The organism is Allobosea sp. (genome assembly GCF_035944895.1).
Lineage (GTDB): Bacteria > Pseudomonadota > Alphaproteobacteria > Rhizobiales > Beijerinckiaceae > Allobosea.
Genome location: NZ_DASZAT010000006.1, coordinates 259,828 through 281,071, shown reverse-complemented (window position 1 = coordinate 281,071; position 21,244 = coordinate 259,828). Strand labels below are relative to the sequence as shown.

Below are 21,244 nucleotides of genomic sequence, written 5' to 3'. Positions count from 1 at the left end.
TCGGGCGCCGCTGTCACAAGCGGCCGCCTTCCAGGCTTGGGCCTCGTCCGGACAGTGGAGCCACTTTCCGGACGAGGCCCAATGCTGCATTAAAGACGGATCATGAGCGCCATCATCGCCATCGTCGGCCGGCCTAATGTCGGCAAGTCGACCCTGTTCAACCGGCTCGTCGGCAAGAAGCTCGCGCTCGTCGACGACCAGCCCGGCGTCACGCGCGATCGCCGTGAAGGTGAGGCCAGCCTCGGCCATCTGCGCTTCACGGTGATCGATACCGCCGGTCTCGAAGAGGCCGACAAGGATTCGCTCGCGGGCCGCATGCGCGCCCAGACCGAAACCGCGATCGACCAAGCCGACGTCGTCCTGTTCATGATCGACGCCAGGCTCGGCCTGACGCCGATGGACCAGCCTTTCGCCGAGCTGGTGCGCCGCTCCGGCAAGCCCGTCATCCTGCTCGCCAACAAGGCCGAGGGGAACAAGGGCAAGGACGGCGTCATGGAGGCCTATTCGCTCGGCCTCGGTGATCCCGTGCCGTTCTCCGCCGAACATGGCGAGGGTACCTCCGACCTGCTGGAGGCGCTGGCGCCCTATGTCGTCGACGAGCCCGAGGAGGACGAGGAGGAGGACTGGGCCGACGTGCCCGCCGATGCCCCGTCTGACGAGGACATCGACCCGAATCGGCCGCTGCGCGTCACCATCATCGGCCGCCCCAACGCTGGCAAGTCGACCCTGGTCAACCGGATGATCGGCGAGGAGCGCCTGCTGACCGGCCCTGAAGCCGGCATCACCCGCGACACCATCTCGGTCGAATGGGAATGGCGCGGCCGCCCGGTGAAGCTGTTCGACACCGCCGGGATGAGGAAGCGCGCCCGTATCGACGAGAAGCTGGAGAAGCTCGCCGTGGCGGATTCGCTGCGCGCCATCCGCTTCGCCGAAGTCGTGGTCGTCCTGCTCGACGCCACCATTCCCTTCGAGAAGCAGGACCTGACGCTGGCCGACCTGACCGAGCGCGAGGGCCGTGCCGTCGTCATCGGCCTGAACAAATGGGATCTCGTCGCCGACAAGCAGGGCCTGCTCGCCGAGCTCAAGGAGAAGGCGCATCATCTGCTGGCGCAGATCCGCGGCGTCGAGATCGTGCCGCTCTCCGGCATCGCCGGCGAGGGCATCGACCGGCTGATGCAGGCGGTCTTCCGCTCCTATGAGGTCTGGAACCGCCGCGTCTCCACCGCGAAGATCAATCGCTGGCTCGAAGGCGTGCTCTCGGCCCATCCGCCGCCGGCTGTCGCCGGCCGGCGCATCAAGATCCGCTACATGACGCAGGCCAAGGCGCGGCCGCCGACCTTCGCGCTGTTCGGCAACCAGCTCGACCATCTGCCGGTGTCCTATACGCGCTATCTGGTCAACAACCTGCGTGAGGCCTTCGAGCTGCCCGGCACGCCGATCCGGCTCCATACCCGCGGCGGCGCCAACCCCTACGACAAGAGCAAGGGCTGATGCTGGAGACCGTCAGCGCGCTCTTCCTGCGCGCCGACGGGCGGGTGCTGCTCGGCCTGCGTGCTTCCTGGAAACGCGCCTGGGCCGATCACTGGGACGCGATAGGCGGCAGGGTCGAGGCGGGCGAAGCGCTCGACGAGGCGCTGTTGCGCGAATGCCGCGAGGAGGTCGGGCTGGCGCCGCAGACCTACCGCCTGATGCTCTCGGCCGAGGAACGCTTCCCGGAGCGCAACGGCGCGGCGCTGCACCACATCTATGTCGTCTCTGGCTGGGAGGGCGGCGAGGCCGAGAACCTGTCGGACGAACATGTCCGCATCGGCTGGTTCTCGCTCGACGAGATGGCGGCCCTGCCGAACCTGACAGTGCCCGACCTGATCGCGGTGGTGCGGGAGTACGCGGGGACGGTGTAGCCCCACCACCGTCATGCTCGCCCTTGTGGCGAGCATTCGCGTCTTGAACAGTAAATTGCCCGAAGGAAGACGTGGATGGTCGGGACAGGCCCGACCATGACGGGAAGGCTGCTTCTACGCCGGCATCTGCGGCGTCAGCACCTTGCCCTGCGGGAAGTCGAAGATCTTGCCGGTCTCGCTCCAGTCCGGCGAGGCGATCGTGACCAGATGCGGCGCCAGATCCTCCGGGGTCTTCAGCGTCATCGGGTCTTCGCCCGGCATCGCCTGGGCCCGCATGCGGGTGCGCAAGGGGCCGGGGTTGACCAGCATGACCCGCAGATTGGTGTTCCGGGTCTCGTCGGCATAGCTGCGCGCCATCGCTTCGAGCGCCGCCTTGGACACCGCATACGGTCCCCAATAGGCCAGGCCCTTATGCGCTGCACCGGACGACACGAAGATCGCGCGGCCGGATTCGGAGGCTTTCAGCGCCGGCTCGACCGATTTGAGCAGCCGCCAATTGGCGCTGACATTGATGTCGAACACATCGGCCCATTCCTTGGCGCTGACATGGGTCAGCGGTGCGAGCGGCCCGAGGATGCCGGCATTGGCGAGCAGGATGTCGAGCCGGCCCCAGCGCTCCAGCAGGGCAGGGCCCAGCTTTTCGATCGCGGCGGCATCGGCGAGGTCGGCCGGCACCAGGGTCGCGCTGCCGCCGATCGCCCGGATCTCGTCGTCGAGCTCCTCCAGCGCGCCGGTGGTGCGGGCGAGCGCGATGACATGCGCACCAGCTCCAGCGAAGGCGAGCGCCGCGGCGCGGCCGATGCCGCGCGACGCGCCGGTGACAAGCGCGATGCGCCCTTCCAGAGGCTTGGTCATCGAAATCCCGTCGAAAGGCTCAGCCGGCGGCGAGCAGCGACATTTCCTGCTTGGCGCTCTCGCCGACAACATCGGTTAGCGAGGTTGGATATTCGCCGGTGAAGCAATGGTCGGTGAACTGCGGCCGGGTCGGGTCGCGCCGCTCATGGCCCATCGCCTTGTAGAGCCCGTCGACCGAGATGAAGGCGAGCGAATCGGCGCCGACGAACTGGCGCATCTCTTCGAGCGAATGGGTCGCGGCGAGCAGCTTCGCCTGGTCGGGCGTGTCGATGCCGTAATAGTCGGGATGGGTGATCGGCGGCGAGGAGATGCGGAAATGCACCTCGCGGGCGCCGGCCTCGCGCATCATCTTGACGATCTTCAGCGAGGTCGTGCCGCGCACGATCGAGTCGTCGACCAGCACGATGCGCTTGCCTTCGACCACGCTGCGGTTGGCCGAATGCTTCAGGCGCACGCCGAGCTCGCGCACCTTCTGCGTCGGCTCGATGAAGGTGCGGCCGACATAGTGGTTGCGGATGATGCCGAGCTCAAACGGGATACCGCTCGCCTGGGCATAGCCGAGCGCCGCCGGCACGCCGGAATCGGGCACCGGCACGATCACATCGGCCTCGGTCGGGGCCTCCAGTGCAAGCTGCGCGCCCATCGCCTTGCGCCGCTCATAGATGCTGCGGCCCTTCACGATCGAATCCGGCCGGGCGAAGTAGATGTACTCGAAGATGCAGGGCCGCTCGGCCACCGGCGGGAAGGGCTTGTGGCTCTCGATGCCTTGCTCGGAGATGACGACGACCTCGCCGTTCTCGATCTCGCGCACAAACTTGGCGCCGATGATGTCGAGCGCGCAGGTCTCGGAGGTCAGGATCGGGCAGCCATTGAGGTCGCCGAGCACGAGCGGGCGGATGCCCAGCGGGTCGCGCGCGCCGACCAGCTTCTTGTTGGTGATGCCGACGAAGGCATAGGCGCCCTCGATCTGCCGCAGCGCGTCGATGAAGCGCTCGATGAACTTCGGCTTGCGGCTGCGCGCGACGAGGTGGAGCAGCACCTCGGTGTCCGAGGTCGACTGATAGATCGCGCCGTCGCGGACGAGGTTGCGCCGCAGCGTCAGCCCGTTGGTCAGGTTGCCGTTATGCGCCACCGCGAAGCCGCCGCCATGCAGTTCCGAGAACAGCGGCTGGACATTGCGCAGGATGGTCTCGCCGGTGGTCGAGTAGCGGACATGGCCGATCGCCTGCTTGCCCTTGAGCTTCTCGATCACGCTCGCATCGGAGAAGGCGTCACCGACCAGGCCGAGCTGGCGCTCGGTGTGGAAGCGCTTGCCGTCGAAGGAGACGATGCCGGTCGCCTCCTGGCCGCGATGCTGCAGGGCGTGCAGGCCGAGCGCGGTCAGCGCGGCGGCGTCCTCATGGCCGAAAATGCCGAAGACGCCGCACTCCTCGCGCAAACGGTCGGCGTTCGGATCGAACACGGCGTCGGCATCGTGGATCAGGCTCATCGCAAGGCTCCATCGCGGCTTCAATAGGTTCTCCGTTCGGCGGACAGCCGAACGGAGGGAATCTGCCAACTACTTGTTAGAGCGTGGCGTCATCGCAAGAACGGTTGCCGTTTTTGTGATGAGGCCGGGCTCTGGTTCCAATCAGGGCCGGCGTTGCGCCGGGGCGGGCGTCGCGCCGGTGGCCGCCGGGGCAGTCGTATCGATCACGCGCTGCAGCGCCTGCCGGTCGGTGGCGGGCGCCTGGGTGCGGCGCTGCGGATCGGCAGGGGCGATGCCGCCGGCCGGCGGGTTGGTGCCGGGCGTGCGCGGCTCCTCGGCCGGTGCGTCGGTCGATTCAGGCGTCTTCGGCTGCAGCAGCTTCTTCACGAATTCCGAATCGATGTCCTGCGGCAGCATGGTCAGCAGGCTGCGGCCGGTTTCCTCCAGAAGGGGCTTGGAGCGCGAATCGCGTGCCCAGGCCGGCTGCATCTTCTCCGGCACCAGCGCGGTGAAGAAGAGATAGCCGACGACGGCAAGCAGCAGGCCGCGCGCGGCGCCGAAGACGAAGCCGAGCGTGCGGTCGAGAGCGCCGATGCGCGAATCGAGCACGAAGTCCGAAATCCGCGCCGTGATCAGCGAGACGACGATCAGCGTGCCCAGGAACAGCGCCGCGATCACCGCGACGAGCGCCACGGTCTTGTTCGGGATGTACTGCTGCGCCAGCGGCAGCAGCTGCGGATGGAAGAGCCAGGCGACGACGGCCGCGGCCGCCCAGGAGGCGATCGCCAGCACTTCGCGCGTCAGGCCGCGCACGGCTGCGAGCAAAGCCGAGATCAACACCACGCCGATGACGACGAGATCGAGAATGGTCACAGGCATGTCAGGGCCGCTTCGCTGCAAAATCGGGGCCGGCACGCGTCAAATGGGTGGGCCGGGCGGATTTTGCTATACCCGCTCGCGTGCCGCGCGTCACCCATGCAGTCGGCTCATTTTGCACTGCGACAGCCGGATTCTGCCAAGTTATCCAAGCTGATCGGAGAATGCATCGCCCGACTTTCAAATGAAGACCATTTTACCGGTCTGCCTGCGAAGCGCGCTGGCCTGAGCGGGCGCGGGGTGCGCTCGCCGCGATTTCGGCCACGAGCTCGCCGACATGGCTGAGGCGCCGCAACCTCAGGCCGTTGCCATCGCCGATATCGGCGCCCGCCGAAGGTAGTACCGCGCTCTCGAAACCCAGCTTGGCGGCCTCGCGCAGCCGTGCGGCCGCGACCGAAACCGGCCGAATCGCGCCAGACAAGGCAATTTCGCCGAAATGGACCGCGCCGGACGGCAGGATCGCTCCGGTCAGCGAGGAGACGAGTGCCGCGGCGACGGCAAGGTCGGCCGCCGGCTCGCCGACGCGCAGGCCGCCGGCGACGTTGAGATAGACGTCGTGCTGGCCGAGCTTCAGCCCGCCATGCGTCTCCAGCACCGCAAGCACCATGGCGAGGCGGCTGTTCTCCCAGCCGACCACGGCGCGGCGCGGCGTGCCGAGCGCGCTCGGGGCGACCAGCGCCTGAATCTCGACCAGCACCGGCCGCGTACCCTCGATGCTGGCGAGCACGGCGGCGCCCGGCGCATCCTGATCGCGCCCGGCGAGGAAGAGGGCGGAGGGGTTGCCGACCTCGGAGAGGCCGGCGCCGGTCATCTCGAAGACGCCGATCTCGTCGGTCGCGCCGAAGCGGTTCTTCTGGCCGCGCAGGATGCGGAAGGAATGCGTGCCTTCGCCCTCGAAGGACAGAACCGCATCGACCATGTGTTCGACGACGCGCGGGCCAGCAATCTGGCCGTCCTTGGTGACGTGGCCGACCAGGATCAGGCAGGCGCCAGAGGTCTTGGCGTAGCGGATCAGCGCCTGGGCCGAGCCGCGCACCTGCGTCACCGTACCGGGCGCACTCTCGACTTCCGAAGACCACATCGTCTGGATCGAATCGATCACGACAAGGGCAGGGCGCTCGCCCTGGCCGAGGGTGGCGATGATGTCTTCGATGTTCGTTTCGGCGGCGAGGTCGACCGGCGCCTCGGCGAGACCCATGCGCTGGGCGCGCAGGCGGACCTGGCTGGTCGATTCCTCGCCCGAGACATAGACCACGCGCCGGCCGGTCATGGCCATCGCGGCGCAGGCTTGCATCAGCAGCGTCGACTTGCCGATGCCAGGGGCGCCGCCGATCAGCAGCACCGAGCCTGGCACGAAGCCGCCGCCGGTGACACGGTCGAGCTCGCCGATCCCCGAGACGATGCGCGGCGCATCCTGCGTCTCGCCCTTCAGGCTCTCCAGCGCGAAGATGCGGCCGCGAGCCCGCCCGCCGGAGGGCACCCGGCCGCCACCGGGGACCGGCGCGGCCTGCGCCTCCTCGGAGAGCGACGACCAGGTGCCGCAGGAATCGCACTTGCCCTGCCAGCGGTGATAGACCGCGCCGCAGGCTTGGCAGACGTAAGTCGGGCCGCGCTTGGCCATCGCTACATTGTCATTCCGGGACGCGGCAAAGCCGCGAACCCGGAACCCACGACGGGGTGCGGCCTTTGCCGGACGCCGCCGAAAGCGCTCACCCGGTCGTGGCTTCCGGGTTCTTCGCTGGCGCGAAGCCCCGGAATGACAGGGGAGGTGGCAGCCACCACGTCAGAGCCCGACATAGCGCCGAGCATGGCGGCGACCGAGGCTGGTCAGGATCTCGTAGCCGATCGTCTTGGCGCCGGCGCCGACCGCCTCCAGATCGAGATCGCCGCCGATCAGCGTGACGGCTGAGCCGCGCTTGGCAGCCTCGGCCGGCGCGTCCGAGACGTCGATGATGATCAGGTCCATCGAGACGGTGCCGACAAAGGGGCAGCGCACGCCGCCGACCAACGCCGAGCCGCCCTGCGAACGATCGGTCCAGCTCGCATTGCGCGGATAGCCGTCGGCATAGCCCAGGCAGATGGTGGCGAGCTTGCGTCGGCCCTTCGCCGTCCAGGTGCCGTTATAGCCGACCTGCGTGCCGGCCTCGACCTCGCGCAGCTGGATGATCTGCGCTTCCAGCCCGACCACCGGCTGCATTGGATTGGTCTTTCCAGGCGTCGGATTGCCGCCATAGAGCGCATAGCCCGGCCGGGTGAGCCGGTAGGATGGGCAACCCGGCAGGAAATGGCCGGACGAGTTCAGCAGCGAGGCCGGCACGCCGGGGAAGGCCGCGGCGATTTCGGCGAAAGCCGAGACCTGCCTTGCATTGGCCGGATCGTCGATTACTTCCGACGCCGCGAAATGGCTCATCACCAGCCCGATACCGGCAGCGGCGATCACGCCGCTCTTCTCGCGCGCCAGGTCGAGCCCTTCGCCCGGCCAGAGCCCGAGCCGGTTCATGGCCGTGTCGACATGGAGCGCGGCCGGCCGGACCTTGGCGCCGCTCTGCCGGAAGCCGACCCATTCGAGCAGCTCCTCATGCGAGCCCAGTACCGGCGAAAGCTCGTGCTCGGCGTAAGTGCCGCTGGTTTCCGGCGCGAGGCCGTTGAGCACATAGATCGTCGCTTCTGGGGCAACAGCACGGGCTCGTACCGCCTCCGAGAGATGCGCGACGAAGAAGCTCTTGCAGCCGGCTTTGGTAAGGGCTGTGACGGCCGGCTCGATGCCGATGCCATAGGCATTGGCCTTGACCACGGCGGCGGCTTCCGTGCCGGCACGCTGCTTCAGCATGCGCCAATTGGCGACGAATGCGCCGAGGTCGATCGTCAGGATGGCGCCGTGTCCGGTATTCTCGGGTGTATCAAAGGGGTTCACTCGAGGCGCTCCGGTAGGTGAGTGTCGTCGGCTCGGTCGGAGAAGCGCGTCACGTCGGCGTCGAACTGCAGGGCGACGGTTCCGGTCGGGCCGTGGCGCTGCTTGCCGATGATGAGCTCGGCGAGCCCATGGGCCGCTTCCATTTCCAGCACCCACTTGTTGTGCTCGTCGGTGCCCGGCCGGGGCTCCTTGCCCTTGAGATAATATTCTTCGCGGTAGACGAACATCACCACGTCGGCGTCCTGCTCGATCGAGCCGGATTCACGCAGGTCCGAGAGTTGCGGGCGCTTGTCGTCGCGGCTCTCGACCTGACGCGAGAGCTGGGAAAGCGCAATGATCGGGACGTTGAGCTCCTTGGCCAGCGCCTTCAGGCTGGTGGTGATCTCGGTAAGCTCCTGCACGCGGTTCTGGCCGGCCTTCGACGAACCGGAAAGCAGTTGCAGATAGTCGATGAACAGGACGTCGAGCCCCTTCTGGCGCTGCAGCCGGCGGGCACGGGCGACGAGCTGGGCGATCGAGATGCCGCCGGTCTGGTCGATATAGAGCGGCAGCTTCTCGATCTGGGCGGCGACGTCGGTCAGTCGGGCGAAATCGCTCTCGGTGATGCGGCCCTGCCTGATCTTGTAGGACGAGATGCTGGATTGCTCGGCGACGATACGGGTGGCGAGCTGGTCGGCCGACATTTCGAGCGAGAAGAAGCCGACGATGGCGCCATCGACCGATTTGAGCGAGCCGTCCTCCTGGCGTTCGCCGCGCCAGGCCTTGGCCATGTTGAAGGCGATGTTGGTGGCGAGCGAGGTCTTGCCCATGGCGGGGCGGCCGGCGAGCACGATCAGGTCGGAGCGTTGCAGGCCGCCCATGCGCGCGTCGAGATCACGCAGCCCCGACGAGATGCCGGAGAGGCCGCCGGCGCGCTGGAAGGCGCTCGCCGCCATGTCGATGGCGAGCCGCAGCGCGCCGTCGAATTTCTGGAAGCCGCCCTCGTAGCGGCCCTTCTCGGCGAGCGCGTAGAGCTTGCGCTCGGCGTCCTCGATCTGCTCGCGCGGCGCCATCTCGACGGGCGCGTCATAGGCGACGTTGACCAGCTCCTCGCCGACGCCGATCAACTGGCGGCGGACGGCGAGGTCGTAGATGGTCCGGCCGTAATCGGCTGCATTGATGACGGTCGTCGCTTCGGCCGCGAGCCGGGCGAGGTATTGCGGCGCGGTGATGCCACCGAGATCGATCTCGCCGACGAAGGTCTTGAGCGTGATCGGCGTCGCGATCTTGCCCGCCCGGATCATGCTGCTCATCAGCTCGAAGATCCGCCGGTGCAACTCCTCGAAGAAGTGCTCGGGCTGCAGGAAGTCCGAAACCCGGTAGAAGGCGTCGTTGTTGACCAGGATGGCGCCCAGCAGCGCCTGCTCCGCCTCGATATTGTGCGGCTGGACGCGGAAGTTCGCCTCCTGACTGGTTTCGAGGCGGGCGACGAGGGCGGTGGCGCTGGACATGGCTCTGGATAGGTCAATGCCGCGGAGTCATGAACCTGAACAAAATGAGAACAATCTCAATAGCACCGAGTCGGCCCCACTGTCCACAGCGCACGAAAAAGGGCGCCGTGTTGCCACGGCGCCCATTGACTCGTGCAAGCCTCTGAAAGAGCTCAGCGGTCGTCCTCGCCGGCCTCCGCCAGCGCCGCGCCGACCTCGAGGCCGAGATCGTCGAGGTCGAACTCCTCGCGGGCGGTGACGTTCTCGCCGGCGGCCTGACGCTCGGCCTCTTCAGCCGAACGAGCGACGTTGACGGTCACGGTGACCGAGACTTCCGGGTGCAGCACGACCGGGACGGTATGCAGGCCGAGGGTCTTGATCGGGGTGTTGAGCGTGACCTGGTTGCGGTCGACGGTGAAGCCTTCGGTGCCGAGCGCCTCGGCGATGTCGCGGGTCGAGACCGAGCCGTAGAGCACGCCGGACTCGCCCGACTGGCGCAGGATCACGACGGTCTGACCATTGAGGCTCTCGGCAACCGAATCGGCCTCGCGCTTCAGCTCGAGGTTACGGACCTCGAGCTGGGCGCGCTGGGTCTCGAAGCGCTTCTTGTTCTCCTCGGTGGCGCGCAGGGCCTTGCCGCGGGCGAGCAGGAAATTGCGGGCGTAGCCGTCGCGGACGCGGACGGTCTCACCCATCTGGCCGAGCTTGGCGACGCGTTCGAGCAGGATCACTTCCATGGGTCTTCTCCTTTGAGTTTGCGAATAGGCGTGGGGTCAGGCAGCAGGCGACGCCGGCGGCTTGCGCCGGCGAAGGTCGATCAGCGCGTCGGCGATGCCGAGCAGCGCGAGGAACGGGAAGACGGTGATCAGCATGACCACCAGCGCGAGATAGATCGCGAACAGGGTCGGCGTCCGCCAGGCCTTGCCGCGGCTGAGATCGTGCACGGCGGCGAGGCCGGCGAGCCCGAAGGCGGCGATCAGCGCGCCGGCGAGGGCCGCGCCGGCAAGGCCGATGAAGCCGCCGGCGAAGCTGAGCAGGATGCCGGCGACGAGCCCGGCCACGGCCTGCGCCGGCAGGCGGGTCGAAGGGATGAGGGGCCACGGCCGGGGCAACCGGCCGGAGAGCCGCACCGCCTTTGCCGCCAGCCAGAGATTGGCGACGATCATCGGTACGAAGGAGGCGCCGGCGGCGGCAGGCACCAGGGCGGCGAGCTGGGCCGCGATCTCGCCGGCATCGACGCCTGCCGGCAGCCGTACCACCGGACCGATGCCTTCGCCGCCGCTGAGCACAAGCTGCAGGCCGTGCGTCATCACGCGGCGATAGGTCTCGAAGTCGGTGGAGATCGCGAGCGCGCCGCCGACCGTCACCAGCGTCGCGACGGCGGCGATCCAGACCAGCAGGCGTCCGAGCGGATACCATTCGCTGTTGCTCTGGTCGTCGTTGCGGGCCAGCAAAGCGAGATAGGCGATCCACCAGGCCGGCAGGGCCGCGCCGATGGCGAAGGCAAGCCCGAGCGAGAGCTTGAGCACGACGGTGACCGCGAGCGTGCCGGCGGCGACCGCTACCAGCCCGGCGCGGTGGTTCCAGCCGAGCGCGGCGATGAAGACCGGGAGCGGGGCGACATAGGACAACAGCAGCGCCAGCGGCGATCCGGTGATCACCACTGTGAACAGAAGGGCTGAAACCAGCCCGGCGCCGATGCCGACGATGGGGAGCATGTCCGTCCTGCTGTCCCGCTGCTCGAAAAGGGCAGGGTGAGAGGCGTTTGCCTCAACATACCAGACGGGTTTTCACCGCCTGGCGACCAAAATTCAGATCAAGTCGAAGACCCGGCGGCGCTGGGCGCCGCCGGGCAAACTCTCACCCGCTCAGCGGATGACGTAGGGCAGCAGGCCGAGGAAGCGGGCGCGCTTGATCGCCTGGGCGAGCTCGCGCTGCTTCTTGGCCGAGACGGCCGTGATGCGCGACGGCACGATCTTGCCGCGCTCGGAGATGTAGCGCGAGAGCAGGCGCACATCCTTGTAGTCGATCTTCGGCGCGCCCTCGCCCGAGAACGGGCAGGACTTGCGGCGGCGGAAGAAGGGGCGGCGGGCGCCGGCGGATGCAGTCGACATGCTCAGGCCTCCCCAGCGGTCTCGGTGGTCGCTTCGTCTTCACGACGCGGGCGCTCGCGGCGCGGGCCGCGGTCGAAACGGTCGCCGCCCGGGCCACGGTCGAAGCGGTCGCTACGCTCGTCGCGGTCGCGCTTCTGCAGCATGACCGACTGACCTTCCTCGAGTTCCTCGACGCGGATGGTCATGAAGCGCAGCACGTCTTCGTTGATGCGCATCTGGCGCTCCATCTCGGCGACGGCCGCCGCGGGAGCGTTGATGTTCAGCAGCGAGTAGTGCGCCTTGCGGTTCTTCTTGATGCGATAGCCCAGCGACTTCACGCCCCAGTACTCGACCTTGGGGACGGAACCGCCATTCGCCTCGACGATGCCCTTGAACTGCTCGACAAGGGCCTCGACCTGCTGCGCGCTGACATCTTGCCGCGCGAGCAGAACGTGCTCGTACAATGCCATGATTGGCCTTTCTTCGTTCACCGGTTTCGTTCGACGCGGAGCCCTCCGAGCCCTGGATAAAGGCCCGACAGGATTTCTTCGAAGGCGGAGACACGGGACGGCGGCTCTTCGATGAGGAGCCTACGAAATTCTTCCTTGCGGGAATCACTTCGCCGTCCGTTCAGCCTCCGGCCGAACAAACCGAGGCGGTGGTTACAGCGGGATGTCCCATCATGCAAGCGCAAAACATCGAAAAATGCCGGTGAAGGTCGACTTTCGTCGCGTAAACGCCTTGACTTGGCCGGCCGCACGGTGCGACTGCGCCCAATCTTGTTAACCAAGAGCAGGATGCGAGAAAGTGGATACCGGTTTTTCGCAGCAATCCTGCTCTCAACTTTTGGTCAGAGACGGATTCAGCTTTCCGACGGAAGCGCATAGCGCTCCCGTCGGAAAGCATCCGGCTCTGGCGTGATCTCAGGACCATTGCGATATGGCGACGGCTTTCATCTTTCCAGGGCAGGGCTCGCAGGCAGTCGGGATGGGCAAGGCGCTCGCCGAAGCCTTTCCGGTGGCGCGTGCCGTCTTCGACGAGGTCGATGCTGCGCTCTCGCAGAAGCTCTCCAGTTTGATGTGGGAAGGGCCGGGCGAGGAACTGACCCTGACCGCCAATGCCCAGCCGGCGCTGATGGCGGTGAGCCTGGCCGCGATCCGCGTGCTCGAGACCGAGGCCGGCCTCTCGCTCAAGACCGACGCCGCTTTCGTCGCCGGCCATTCACTCGGCGAGTATTCGGCGCTGGCTGCCGCCGGCACCTTCTCGATCAGCGATGCGGCCCGCTTGCTGCGCATCCGCGGCGACGCCATGCAGAAGGCAGTGCCGGCCGGCGAGGGCGCCATGGCGGCGCTGCTCGGCGTCGAGCTCGACCAGGCCCGCGCGATCGCAGCCGATGCCGCGCAGAGCCAGGTCTGCCAGGTGGCCAATGACAATGGCGGCGGGCAGGTCGTGCTCTCTGGCGCCAAGGCTGCGGTCGAGCGGGCGATTGCGCTTGCCGGTGAACGCGGCGTGCGCCGTGCCATGCTGCTCCCTGTCTCTGCGCCCTTCCACTGCGCGCTGATGCAGCCGGCCGCCGAGGCGATGCAGGCGGCGCTCGCCGAGGTCGCGATGCAGGCGCCGGCCGTGCCGGTGATGGCCAATGTCGGCGCAGCCCCGCTCAGCGATCCCGCGGCGATCCGCGCCTCGCTGGTGGCGCAGGTCACCGGCACCGTACGCTGGCGCGAATGCGTCGAGGCGATGGCGGCGGCCGGCGTCGCTCAATTCTATGAGGTCGGCGCGGGCAAGGTGCTCGCCGGCCTGGTGAAGCGTATCGCGGCAGGAACCGCTGCGGCGTCGATCGGCACCTCCGACGACATCGCGGCTTACAAGGCCCAGAAGGGCTGACCGGCTTCGTGCCGGGACAAGGGAGGCAACATGCTCGATCTGACGGGTAAGAAGGCGCTGGTCACCGGCGCCACCGGCGGCCTCGGCGGCGCCATCGCGCGCAGGCTCCATGCCCAGGGCGCGGCCGTGGCCTTGTCCGGCACGCGTGTCGAGGCACTGGAGGCGTTGGCGAAAGAACTCGGCGAGCGGGCCGAGGTCACGCCCTGCGATCTGTCGGATCGCGATTCGGTCGAGGCGCTGGTGCCCGCGGCCGAAGCCAAGCTGGGTGGGCTCGACATCCTCGTCAACAATGCCGGCGTCACCCGCGACAACCTCTTCATGCGCCTCAAGGACGAGGACTGGGACCTGGTCCTCGCCGTCAACCTCACTGCGGCTTTCCGGCTCTCGCGCGCAGCGGTGAAGAGCATGATGCGCCGGCGCTATGGCCGCATCGTCTCGATCGGCTCGGTGGTCGGCACGAGCGGCAATCCGGGACAGGGCAACTATGCGGCATCCAAAGCCGGCCTGATCGGCATGTCGAAGTCGCTGGCAGCGGAGGTCGCGAGCCGCAACATCACCGTCAACGTCGTCGCGCCCGGCTTCATCGAGTCGCCGATGACCGATGTGCTGAACGACAAGCAGCGCGAGGGCATTCTCGCCGACGTGCCGATGGGCCGGCTCGGGCAGGGAGCGGACGTTGCCGCCGCCGTGGCCTATCTCGCCAGCGAGGAAGCCGGTTACGTCACTGGGCAGACCCTGCATGTCAATGGCGGAATGACAATGATCTGAGCCGGTTAGGTCGATGTTTTCACTCGCCTAAAGGTATGGGCTGCGCTCTCGCCAGCCTATTATGAGTGTGTTAATGACCCAGCCGGCCAAGCGCCGACCGGCATTCTTGGGACTTGACGGCGGCTCGGTTGTTGCGTTTGTGCAGCCATGAACTCCCGGCGTGGCTCGCCGCCAGGCGAAGGTCCAAGCCGGGAAATCAGTTTTCACCCACGCGTCGCTGTCAGCGGTGTGTTTTCGAGGTTTGAGGGAAAGACCCATGAGCGATGTCGCCGAGCGCGTGAAGAAGATCGTGATCGAGCACCTCGGCGTTGAGCCGGAGAAGGTTGTCGAGGGCGCCAATTTCATCGAGGACCTTGGTGCCGACAGCCTCGACACGGTCGAGCTGGTCATGGCTTTCGAGGAAGAGTTCGGCGTCGAGATCCCGGACGACGCGGCCGAGACGATCGTGACCGTCGGCGACGCGGTCAAGTTCCTGTCGAAGTCGGCCTGAAAAGGCTTTGGCCCCGGAGCGCCGGGGCCGGATGATTTCAGTTGGAGACGCAAGGCGGTTCCAACTGAATTCTGAATCCGTCTCCCATCGAAAGTTGGAGCAGGATTCATGCGAAAAGCCGGTTTCCACTTTTTCGCATCCTGCTCCAGCGCGCCGGAGCTGAACTAAGGAAGACCGATGCGACGTGTCGTCGTCACCGGACTGGGCATGGTGACCCCGCTCGGCTGCGGGGTCGAGCCGAGCTGGTCACGCATTCTGGCTGGCGAAAGCGGCGCCGGCCCGATCACCACTTTCGATGTCTCCGACCTGCCGGCCCAGATCGCCTGCAACATTCCGCGCGGCGACGGCTCGAACGGCACCTTCAATCCTGACGATTGGATGGAGCCGAAGGAGCAGCGCAAGGTCGACGATTTCATCGTTTTCGCCATGGCTGCGGCGACGCAGGCTCTGCGTGACGCCGGCTGGAAACCCGAAAGCTATGAGGACCAGATCGCGACCGGTGTCGCCATCGGCTCCGGCATCGGCGGGCTTGGCGGCATCTATGAAGCCTCGCTGCTGCTGAAGGAGCGCGGTCCGCGCCGGCTCTCACCCTTCTTCATCCCCGGCCGCCTCAGCAATCTTGCTGCCGGCTATGTCTCGATCGAGCACGGGCTGAAGGGCCCGAACCATGCCGTCGTCACCGCCTGCTCGACCGGCGCCCACGCCATCGGCGACGCTGCCCGCATGGTCGCGCTCGGCGATGCCGAGGTCATGCTGGCAGGCGGCGCCGAATCGGCGATCAACCGCATCGGCATTGCCGGATTCTGCGCCTGCCGGGCGCTCTCGACTGGTTTCAACGAGACGCCTGAGAAGGCCTCGCGCCCCTATGACAAGGATCGCGACGGCTTCGTCATGGGCGAGGGCGCCGGTGTCGTCGTGCTCGAGGAGCTCGAGCATGCCAGGGCCCGTGGCGCGCGCATCTATGCCGAGGTCGTCGGCTACGGCATGTCGGGCGACGCCTATCACATCACCTCACCGTCCGAGGATGGCGACGGCGCCTATCGCTGCATGCAGGCGGCCCTGAAGCGCGCGGGTCTGCGCGCCTCGGATGTCGACTACATCAATGCGCATGGCACCTCGACGCAGGTCGGCGACGAGATCGAATTGCGCGCGGTCGAGCGCTTGCTCGCCAATGCGCCGAATCGGCCGGCCATGTCCTCGACCAAGTCGGCGACCGGCCATCTGCTCGGCGCGGCTGGCGCGGTCGAGGCGATCTTCTCGGTGCTGGCGATCCGCGATCAGATCGTGCCGCCGACGATCAATCTCGACAACCCGTCCGTCGAGACCGAGCTCGATCTTGTGCCGCACAAGGCCAAGAAGCGGAAGGTCGACATCGTCCTGTCGAATTCGTTCGGCTTCGGCGGCACCAATGCCTCGCTGGTGATGCGCCGCCTCGTCGACTGAGGACAAGCGCGCTTTTGCCACAATTTTCGCTAGCCTGTCGCCGCTGTCGTGCCAGTATGCGGCCGGCATTGCCACTAGAGACCGCTCCGATCAGATTCACTGCAAGCTGATCGGCAAAACGGTCTCTGAATTCAAAGTGAGAGCCGGATCGACGCCGGTAGCGCCGGTCGCGATATCAGGGAATCGGGCGAAAGCATCATGAGTCAGCCGCCTCGCGTCGCGCCGCGGAGTCCCAACGAGGCGCTGAAGCCCGTCGCCCCGCCGGCCCCGCCGCCGAAGGTGCGCAAGCGTCGGCGCTCCCCCTTCATCGCGCTGCTCAGCGGGCTGTTCACCACGACCCTCGTGCTGGCCGGCGCCCTTGGTGGCGGCATCGCCTATCTCGACAGCCGCAGCAAGGCTCCGGGCCCGCTGTCCGCTGATCGCGTCCTGATCATCCCGAAGGAGAATGGGGTGACGGAGATCGCCGAACTGCTGCAGCGCGAGGGCCTGATCGAGCATCCCTGGGCGTTCAAGGTCGCGGCCTATACCACGGGCAAGGCTGCGAGCCTCAAGGCTGGCGAATACCTGTTCAAGGCGCGCTCCAGCCAGAAGGACATTCTCGACGTGATCGCCGAGGGCAAGGCGGTCGAGCATTCGATCACCATCCCCGAGGGGCTCACGAGCGAACAGATCATGGCCCGCCTACAGCAGAACGATCTGCTGACCGGTGACGTCATCCAGGTCCCGCGCGAGGGCCAGATCCTGCCCGACACCTACAAGTTCCAGCGTGGTTCGACGCGCCAGGCCATCGTCAGCCGGATGACGCGCGACCAGAGCCGTATCCTCAACGAAGTTTGGGCCAAGCGTCCGGCCGACCTGCCGATCAAGACGCCGGCGGAGCTGGTGATTCTCGCCTCGATCGTCGAGAAGGAGACCGGCCGCGCCGATGAGCGGCCGCGCGTCGCCGGCGTCTTCATCAACCGGTTGAACCGCAAGATGAAGCTGCAATCCGATCCGACGATCGTCTATGGCCTCGTTGGCGGCAAGGGCACGCTCGGCCGCGGCATCACGCGCCCCGAGATCACCCAGGCGACGCCCTACAACACCTATGTGATCGAGGGCCTGCCGCCGGGACCGATCGCCAATCCTGGCCGCGCGGCGCTGGAGGCGGTGGTCAACCATTCGCGGACCAAGGATCTCTACTTCGTCGCGGATGGCAGCGGCGGTCACGCCTTTGCCGAGACCCTCGAGCAGCACAACCGCAATGTCGCGCGCTGGCGCCAGGTCGAATCGGCAAGGCGCGATTCCGGACGCCCCGCTGTCGACGGCGGTGTCGATCGTGCCGAGCCGCCTCCGGGGCCGGACCAGCGCACCGAGGCGCCGGCCGCAGGCCGCCCGGATAACCAGGCAGCGACGGCGCCCGACCAATCCGAGCCCGAGACCTATCCGGTTCCCGGCAATCGTCGCGCCGCGGCGGGACAGGCTGGCGCGGCCGGCACGCGGGCCCGCGCTTTCGACGCCTCCGAAGGCACGACGCGCGATCCGCTGCTGAACAAGACCTTCGACCTCAACAGCCCCAAGCAGGTCCCGCAGCTAAAGCCCTGACCGCACTTTCCACATCGCGTGCTTGTAGACCGCGACAGGCCTGAATAGGGTCCGCCCGCAACGCGAGAAGGAAGACAAGCGCTGATGGCGATCGAAAGCATGACGGGGTTCGCGCGCGCGGCCGGCACGACCGGGGCGCACGCCTTCGCCTGGGAAGTCCGCAGCGTCAATGGTCGTGGCCTCGATGTCCGCGTCCGTGTTCCCACCGGTTTCGACAGCTTCTCCGAGGCGGCGCGCAAGCAGTTCTCGGCCGCCTTCACCCGTGGCACCCTCCATGTCAGCCTTGCCGTCACCAGCGAAGCCTCGGCCCCGCGACCGCGCATCAACCAGGAGGCGCTCGCCGCGCTGATCGAGGCCGCGAGCCAGGTAAAGCTGCCCACAGGCATCGCTCCGGCGACGCTTGACGGCCTGCTGGCGATCCGCGGTGTCGTCGAGGTCTCCGAGGAGAGCGGGGATGCCTTGTCCGAGCTCGAGAAGCCCGTGCTCGCCGCGCTCGCGGAGACGATCGCTGCGCTGAAACAGGCGCGGCTGGCCGAGGGGCGGGCACTCGAAGCCATCATCTCCGGCCATCTCGACACCATTGCCCGCCTGACCCTGGACGCGGAAGCCCATCCCGGCCGCAGCGTCGAGGCCATCCGCACCAGGCTCGCGGGACAGATCGCTGCATTGGTCGATGCCAGCAATGCGCTGGAGCCGCAGCGTTTGCACCAGGAGGCGGCGCTGCTGGCGGTGAAAGCCGATATTCGCGAGGAGATCGACCGGCTCCATGCCCATGTCGCAGCCTTGCGCGAATTGCTCGCCCAGGGCGGGCCGATCGGCCGCAAGCTCGACTTCCTGGCGCAGGAATTCGGCCGCGAGGCCTCGACGCTCTGCGCCAAGGCCGGCGATCCCGGCCTGTCGCGGATCGGATTGGAGCTGCGCACGGTCGTCGACCAGCTGCGCGAACAGGTTCAGAACGTGGAGTGACGGCGATGGCCGATCTTGTTCGCCCAGCCCGCCGCGGCCTGATGCTGGTCCTGTCGTCACCTTCCGGCGCCGGCAAGTCGACGCTCACCCGCACGCTGTCGCAGAAGGAAACCAATCTCGACCTGTCGATCTCGGTGACGACGCGCGGACGGCGCCCCTCCGAGATCGACGGCGTGCACTACCGCTTCATCGATCGCGAGGCCTTCGACCTGCTGCGCGATCGCGACGATCTGCTGGAATCGGCAGAGGTCCATGGCAATGGCTATGGCACGCCGCGCAAGCCCGTCGAGGCGGCGTTGAAGGCCGGGCGCGACGTCCTGTTCGACATCGACTACCAGGGCACGCAGCAGATCCTGGAGAAGGCGCGTGAGGACGTTGTCGCCATCTTCATCCTGCCGCCCTCGATGGCGGAGCTGCGCTCGCGCCTGGTCCGGCGCGCCGAGGATGCGCCGGAGGTGATCGCACGGCGGCTCGCCAATGCCCGCGATGAGATCGCGCGCTGGCACGTCTACGACTACGTCATCATCAACGACGATCTCGGTGCCGCCTACGAGGCGGTCCGCTCGATCCTGGCGGCCGAGCGGCTGAAGCGCAGCCGTGCCACCGGCATGCCGGCCTTTGTCGAAACCTTGCTGGCCGAGCAGATCGGCTGATCAGCTCCGCGCGCCCGCCAGCGCGTTGGCGAGCGCGACGAAACCGCTGACCGAGACCTCCTCGGCTCGCATCGTCGGAGACAACCCGGCGGTCTCGATCAACGCTGCCGGGTCCGGCAGCACGGCTTTCAGGCTCTGGCGCAGCATCTTCCGGCGCTGGCCGAAGGCGGCGAGCGTCACCCGCTCGAGCAGCCGCCGATCGCAGGGCTCCGGCTGCTGGCGCGGCACCAGCTGGACGATCGACGAGGTGATCTTCGGCTGCGGCACGAAGGCGGTCTTTGGCACGTCGAACAGAATCTTCGTCTCGCAGCGCCAGTTGGCGAGAACGGCGAGCCGGCCATAGGCGGCGCGCTGCTCCGGCTTCGCCACGATCCGCTCGGCGACCTCCCGCTGGAACATCAGCGTCAGCGAGCTCCACCAGGGCGGCCAGGACTCGGCGCTGAGCCAGCCGACCAGCAGCGGCGTGCCGATATTATAGGGCAGGTTGGCGACGATCCGGGCCGGGCCGCCGTCGAGCAGGCCGGACAGATCGACCGCGAGCGCGTCGCCGTCGACGATCTCCAGCCGGCCCGGATAATGGGCAGCGATCTCGGCCAGCGCCGGCATGCAGCGCCGGTCGCGCTCGATGGCGATGACGCGGCCCGCTCCGTTCGCCAGCAAGGCACGGGTCAGCCCGCCGGGGCCCGGGCCGATCTCGACGACGGTCTGGCCTTCGAGCGGGCCGGCGGCGCGGGCGATCCGGCCGGTGAGGTTGAGGTCGAACAGGAAGTTCTGGCCGAGCGCCTTCTGCGCCATCAGCCCGTGGCGCTCGACCACCTCGCGCAGCGGCGGCAATCCGTCCTGGGCAGCAATGCTGCTCATGCCGCTGCTCCGCGCTCGGCTGCAGCCATGCGGGCGGCGAGCCGCAGCGCGGCGCAAAGGCTGTCCGGCCGCGCGATGCCCTTGCCGGCGATGTCGAAGGCAGTGCCATGGTCCGGGGAGGTCCGGATGAAGGGCAGGCCGAGCGTGACGTTGACGCCGTCGTCGAAGGCGATGGTCTTGATCGGGATCAGCGCCTGGTCGTGATACATGCCGAGCGCCACATCGTAGCCGGTTCGCGCGCGGGCATGGAACAGGGTGTCGGCGGGATAAGGTCCGTTCGCCTCGATGCCGAGCGCTCGCAATCGGTCGATCGCCGGCGCGATCACAGCCGCATCCTCCTTGCCGAGCGCGCCGCCTTCGCCGGCATGCGGGTTGAGGCCGCAGAGCGCCAGCCGCGGGCGTGCGACACCGAAGCGGCGCTTGAGGTCGGCGGCGGCGATCCGGCCTGTCTCGACGATCAGCTCGGTCGTCAGCTGCTCCGGCACCGCCTCCAGCGGGATATGGATGGTGACCGGGATGACCGCGAGCTCCTCCGACCAGATCATCATCACAGGCCGTGGTGTCGCTTCGCGCCCGCGGCCGGCGAGTTCGGCCAGGAATTCGGTATGGCCCGGATACTGAAAGCCGGCGGCGTAGAGCACGCTCTTGGCGATTGGATTGGTGACGAGGGCGGCGGCCTTGCCGGTCTCGACGGCTTCGACCCCGCGCTCGATCGCTTCGATGACGCTCGCCGCATTGGCAGGGTCGGGCTGGCCCGACTGCGCCGGCGGGCGATGCTCGAGCTCGATCACGGGGAAGGCAGTGTCGAAACAGGCCTCTGCCTCGTCCCAGCTGACGCTGCGCAGCGGAACCGGCAACCCCAGCCGTTCCGCCAATACCGAAAGTGTCGCGCTGTCGCCGAGATAGGCGAAGGGCGGAATGCCCCGCTGCTCGCGCTGCCGCCAGACGGCAAGCGCGAGCTCGGGTCCGATCCCCGCCGGATCGCCTTGCGTCAGGGCAAGCAACTGGCGCAACTGCGC

The 21,244-nt window shown here is 67.5% G+C and carries 21 protein-coding genes; 9 read left to right on the top strand and 12 right to left on the bottom strand.

Annotated features, from left to right (window positions below):
* Positions 1-102: 102 nt before the first annotated feature.
* Together der and VGV58_RS09905 are read left to right on the top strand one after the other, a co-directional pair.
* The gene (gene der / locus VGV58_RS09910) at positions 103-1,491 is read left to right on the top strand and encodes a ribosome biogenesis GTPase Der (RefSeq protein WP_326873848.1); all 1,389 of its coding nucleotides are present in this window, start codon (positions 103-105) and stop codon (positions 1,489-1,491) included.
* Entirely contained in the window at positions 1,491-1,901 is a 411-nt protein-coding gene (locus VGV58_RS09905) for an NUDIX hydrolase (protein WP_326873847.1), read from the top strand. The genes der and VGV58_RS09905 overlap by 1 nt, the downstream gene beginning before the upstream one ends.
* A 114-nt stretch (positions 1,902-2,015) precedes the next feature.
* On the opposite strand, the gene VGV58_RS09900 is transcribed toward VGV58_RS09905, so the two are convergent.
* The 10 genes from VGV58_RS09900 to rpsF form a co-directional block, all read right to left on the bottom strand.
* Positions 2,016-2,756 (bottom strand): SDR family NAD(P)-dependent oxidoreductase, encoded by a 741-nt coding sequence (locus VGV58_RS09900; protein WP_326873846.1) that lies wholly within the window; start codon positions 2,754-2,756, stop codon positions 2,016-2,018.
* Positions 2,757-2,775: 19 nt separating this feature from the next.
* Positions 2,776-4,245, bottom strand: coding sequence for an amidophosphoribosyltransferase (purF, locus tag VGV58_RS09895; protein WP_326873844.1), 1,470 nt, complete (start codon positions 4,243-4,245; stop codon positions 2,776-2,778).
* A 141-nt stretch (positions 4,246-4,386) separates the two neighbouring features.
* Positions 4,387-5,103, bottom strand: coding sequence for a CvpA family protein (locus VGV58_RS09890; RefSeq protein ID WP_326873843.1), 717 nt, complete (start codon positions 5,101-5,103; stop codon positions 4,387-4,389).
* A gap of 193 nt (positions 5,104-5,296) precedes the next feature.
* Positions 5,297-6,721, bottom strand: a complete 1,425-nt coding sequence (gene radA, locus VGV58_RS09885; protein ID WP_326873842.1) for a DNA repair protein RadA — start codon at positions 6,719-6,721, stop codon at positions 5,297-5,299.
* 162 nt (positions 6,722-6,883) lie between these two features.
* On the bottom strand, positions 6,884-8,014 hold the full coding sequence (alr, locus tag VGV58_RS09880) for an alanine racemase (protein ID WP_326873841.1): 1,131 nt from the start codon (positions 8,012-8,014) through the stop codon (positions 6,884-6,886).
* Positions 8,011-9,504, bottom strand: a complete 1,494-nt coding sequence (locus VGV58_RS09875; protein ID WP_326873840.1) for a replicative DNA helicase — start codon at positions 9,502-9,504, stop codon at positions 8,011-8,013. The genes alr and VGV58_RS09875 overlap by 4 nt, the downstream gene beginning before the upstream one ends.
* Before the next feature lie 152 nt (positions 9,505-9,656).
* A complete protein-coding gene (rplI, locus tag VGV58_RS09870) occupies positions 9,657-10,220 on the bottom strand; it encodes a 50S ribosomal protein L9 (protein ID WP_326873839.1) in 564 nt (187 codons plus the stop codon).
* A gap of 36 nt (positions 10,221-10,256) precedes the next feature.
* Positions 10,257-11,201: a DUF2232 domain-containing protein gene (locus VGV58_RS09865; protein WP_326873838.1), complete on the bottom strand. Its 945-nt coding sequence runs from the start codon at positions 11,199-11,201 to the stop codon at positions 10,257-10,259.
* Positions 11,202-11,351: 150 nt separating this feature from the next.
* Positions 11,352-11,597 carry a 30S ribosomal protein S18 gene (gene rpsR, locus VGV58_RS09860; protein ID WP_038367644.1) on the bottom strand — a complete coding sequence of 82 codons (246 nt, stop codon included), beginning with the start codon at positions 11,595-11,597 and terminating at the stop codon, positions 11,352-11,354.
* Positions 11,598-11,599: 2 nt separating this feature from the next.
* Entirely contained in the window at positions 11,600-12,046 is a 447-nt protein-coding gene (gene rpsF / locus VGV58_RS09855; protein WP_291674546.1) for a 30S ribosomal protein S6, read from the bottom strand.
* A gap of 469 nt (positions 12,047-12,515) precedes the next feature.
* Here rpsF and fabD point away from each other — a divergent pair, with 469 nt between their 5' ends.
* The 7 genes from fabD (at position 12,516) to gmk (ending at position 19,364) form a co-directional block, all read left to right on the top strand.
* Positions 12,516-13,460 (top strand): ACP S-malonyltransferase, encoded by a 945-nt coding sequence (gene fabD / locus VGV58_RS09850; protein ID WP_326873837.1) that lies wholly within the window; start codon positions 12,516-12,518, stop codon positions 13,458-13,460.
* 30 nt (positions 13,461-13,490) lie between these two features.
* Positions 13,491-14,228: a 3-oxoacyl-[acyl-carrier-protein] reductase gene (fabG, locus tag VGV58_RS09845; RefSeq protein ID WP_326873836.1), complete on the top strand. Its 738-nt coding sequence runs from the start codon at positions 13,491-13,493 to the stop codon at positions 14,226-14,228.
* 256 nt (positions 14,229-14,484) lie between these two features.
* On the top strand, positions 14,485-14,718 hold the full coding sequence (locus tag VGV58_RS09840) for an acyl carrier protein (RefSeq protein WP_043236751.1): 234 nt from the start codon (positions 14,485-14,487) through the stop codon (positions 14,716-14,718).
* 177 nt (positions 14,719-14,895) lie between these two features.
* Positions 14,896-16,161, top strand: a complete 1,266-nt coding sequence (gene fabF, locus VGV58_RS09835) for a beta-ketoacyl-ACP synthase II (protein ID WP_326873835.1) — start codon at positions 14,896-14,898, stop codon at positions 16,159-16,161.
* 198 nt (positions 16,162-16,359) lie between these two features.
* Positions 16,360-17,745, top strand: coding sequence for an endolytic transglycosylase MltG (mltG, locus tag VGV58_RS09830; protein ID WP_326873834.1), 1,386 nt, complete (start codon positions 16,360-16,362; stop codon positions 17,743-17,745).
* 84 nt (positions 17,746-17,829) lie between these two features.
* Positions 17,830-18,711: a YicC/YloC family endoribonuclease gene (locus tag VGV58_RS09825; RefSeq protein ID WP_326873833.1), complete on the top strand. Its 882-nt coding sequence runs from the start codon at positions 17,830-17,832 to the stop codon at positions 18,709-18,711.
* Positions 18,712-18,716: 5 nt separating this feature from the next.
* Entirely contained in the window at positions 18,717-19,364 is a 648-nt protein-coding gene (gene gmk / locus VGV58_RS09820; RefSeq protein WP_326873832.1) for a guanylate kinase, read from the top strand.
* Here gmk and rsmA read toward each other — a convergent pair whose 3' ends face one another.
* Complete coding sequence (gene rsmA / locus VGV58_RS09815) at positions 19,365-20,216, bottom strand: 16S rRNA (adenine(1518)-N(6)/adenine(1519)-N(6))-dimethyltransferase RsmA (RefSeq protein WP_326874116.1); 852 nt, start codon at positions 20,214-20,216, stop codon at positions 19,365-19,367. It abuts the gene before it with no gap.
* Between the two features lie 5 nt (positions 20,217-20,221).
* A complete protein-coding gene (gene pdxA, locus VGV58_RS09810) occupies positions 20,222-21,238 on the bottom strand; it encodes a 4-hydroxythreonine-4-phosphate dehydrogenase PdxA (RefSeq protein ID WP_326873831.1) in 1,017 nt (338 codons plus the stop codon).
* Positions 21,239-21,244: the final 6 nt, after the last annotated feature.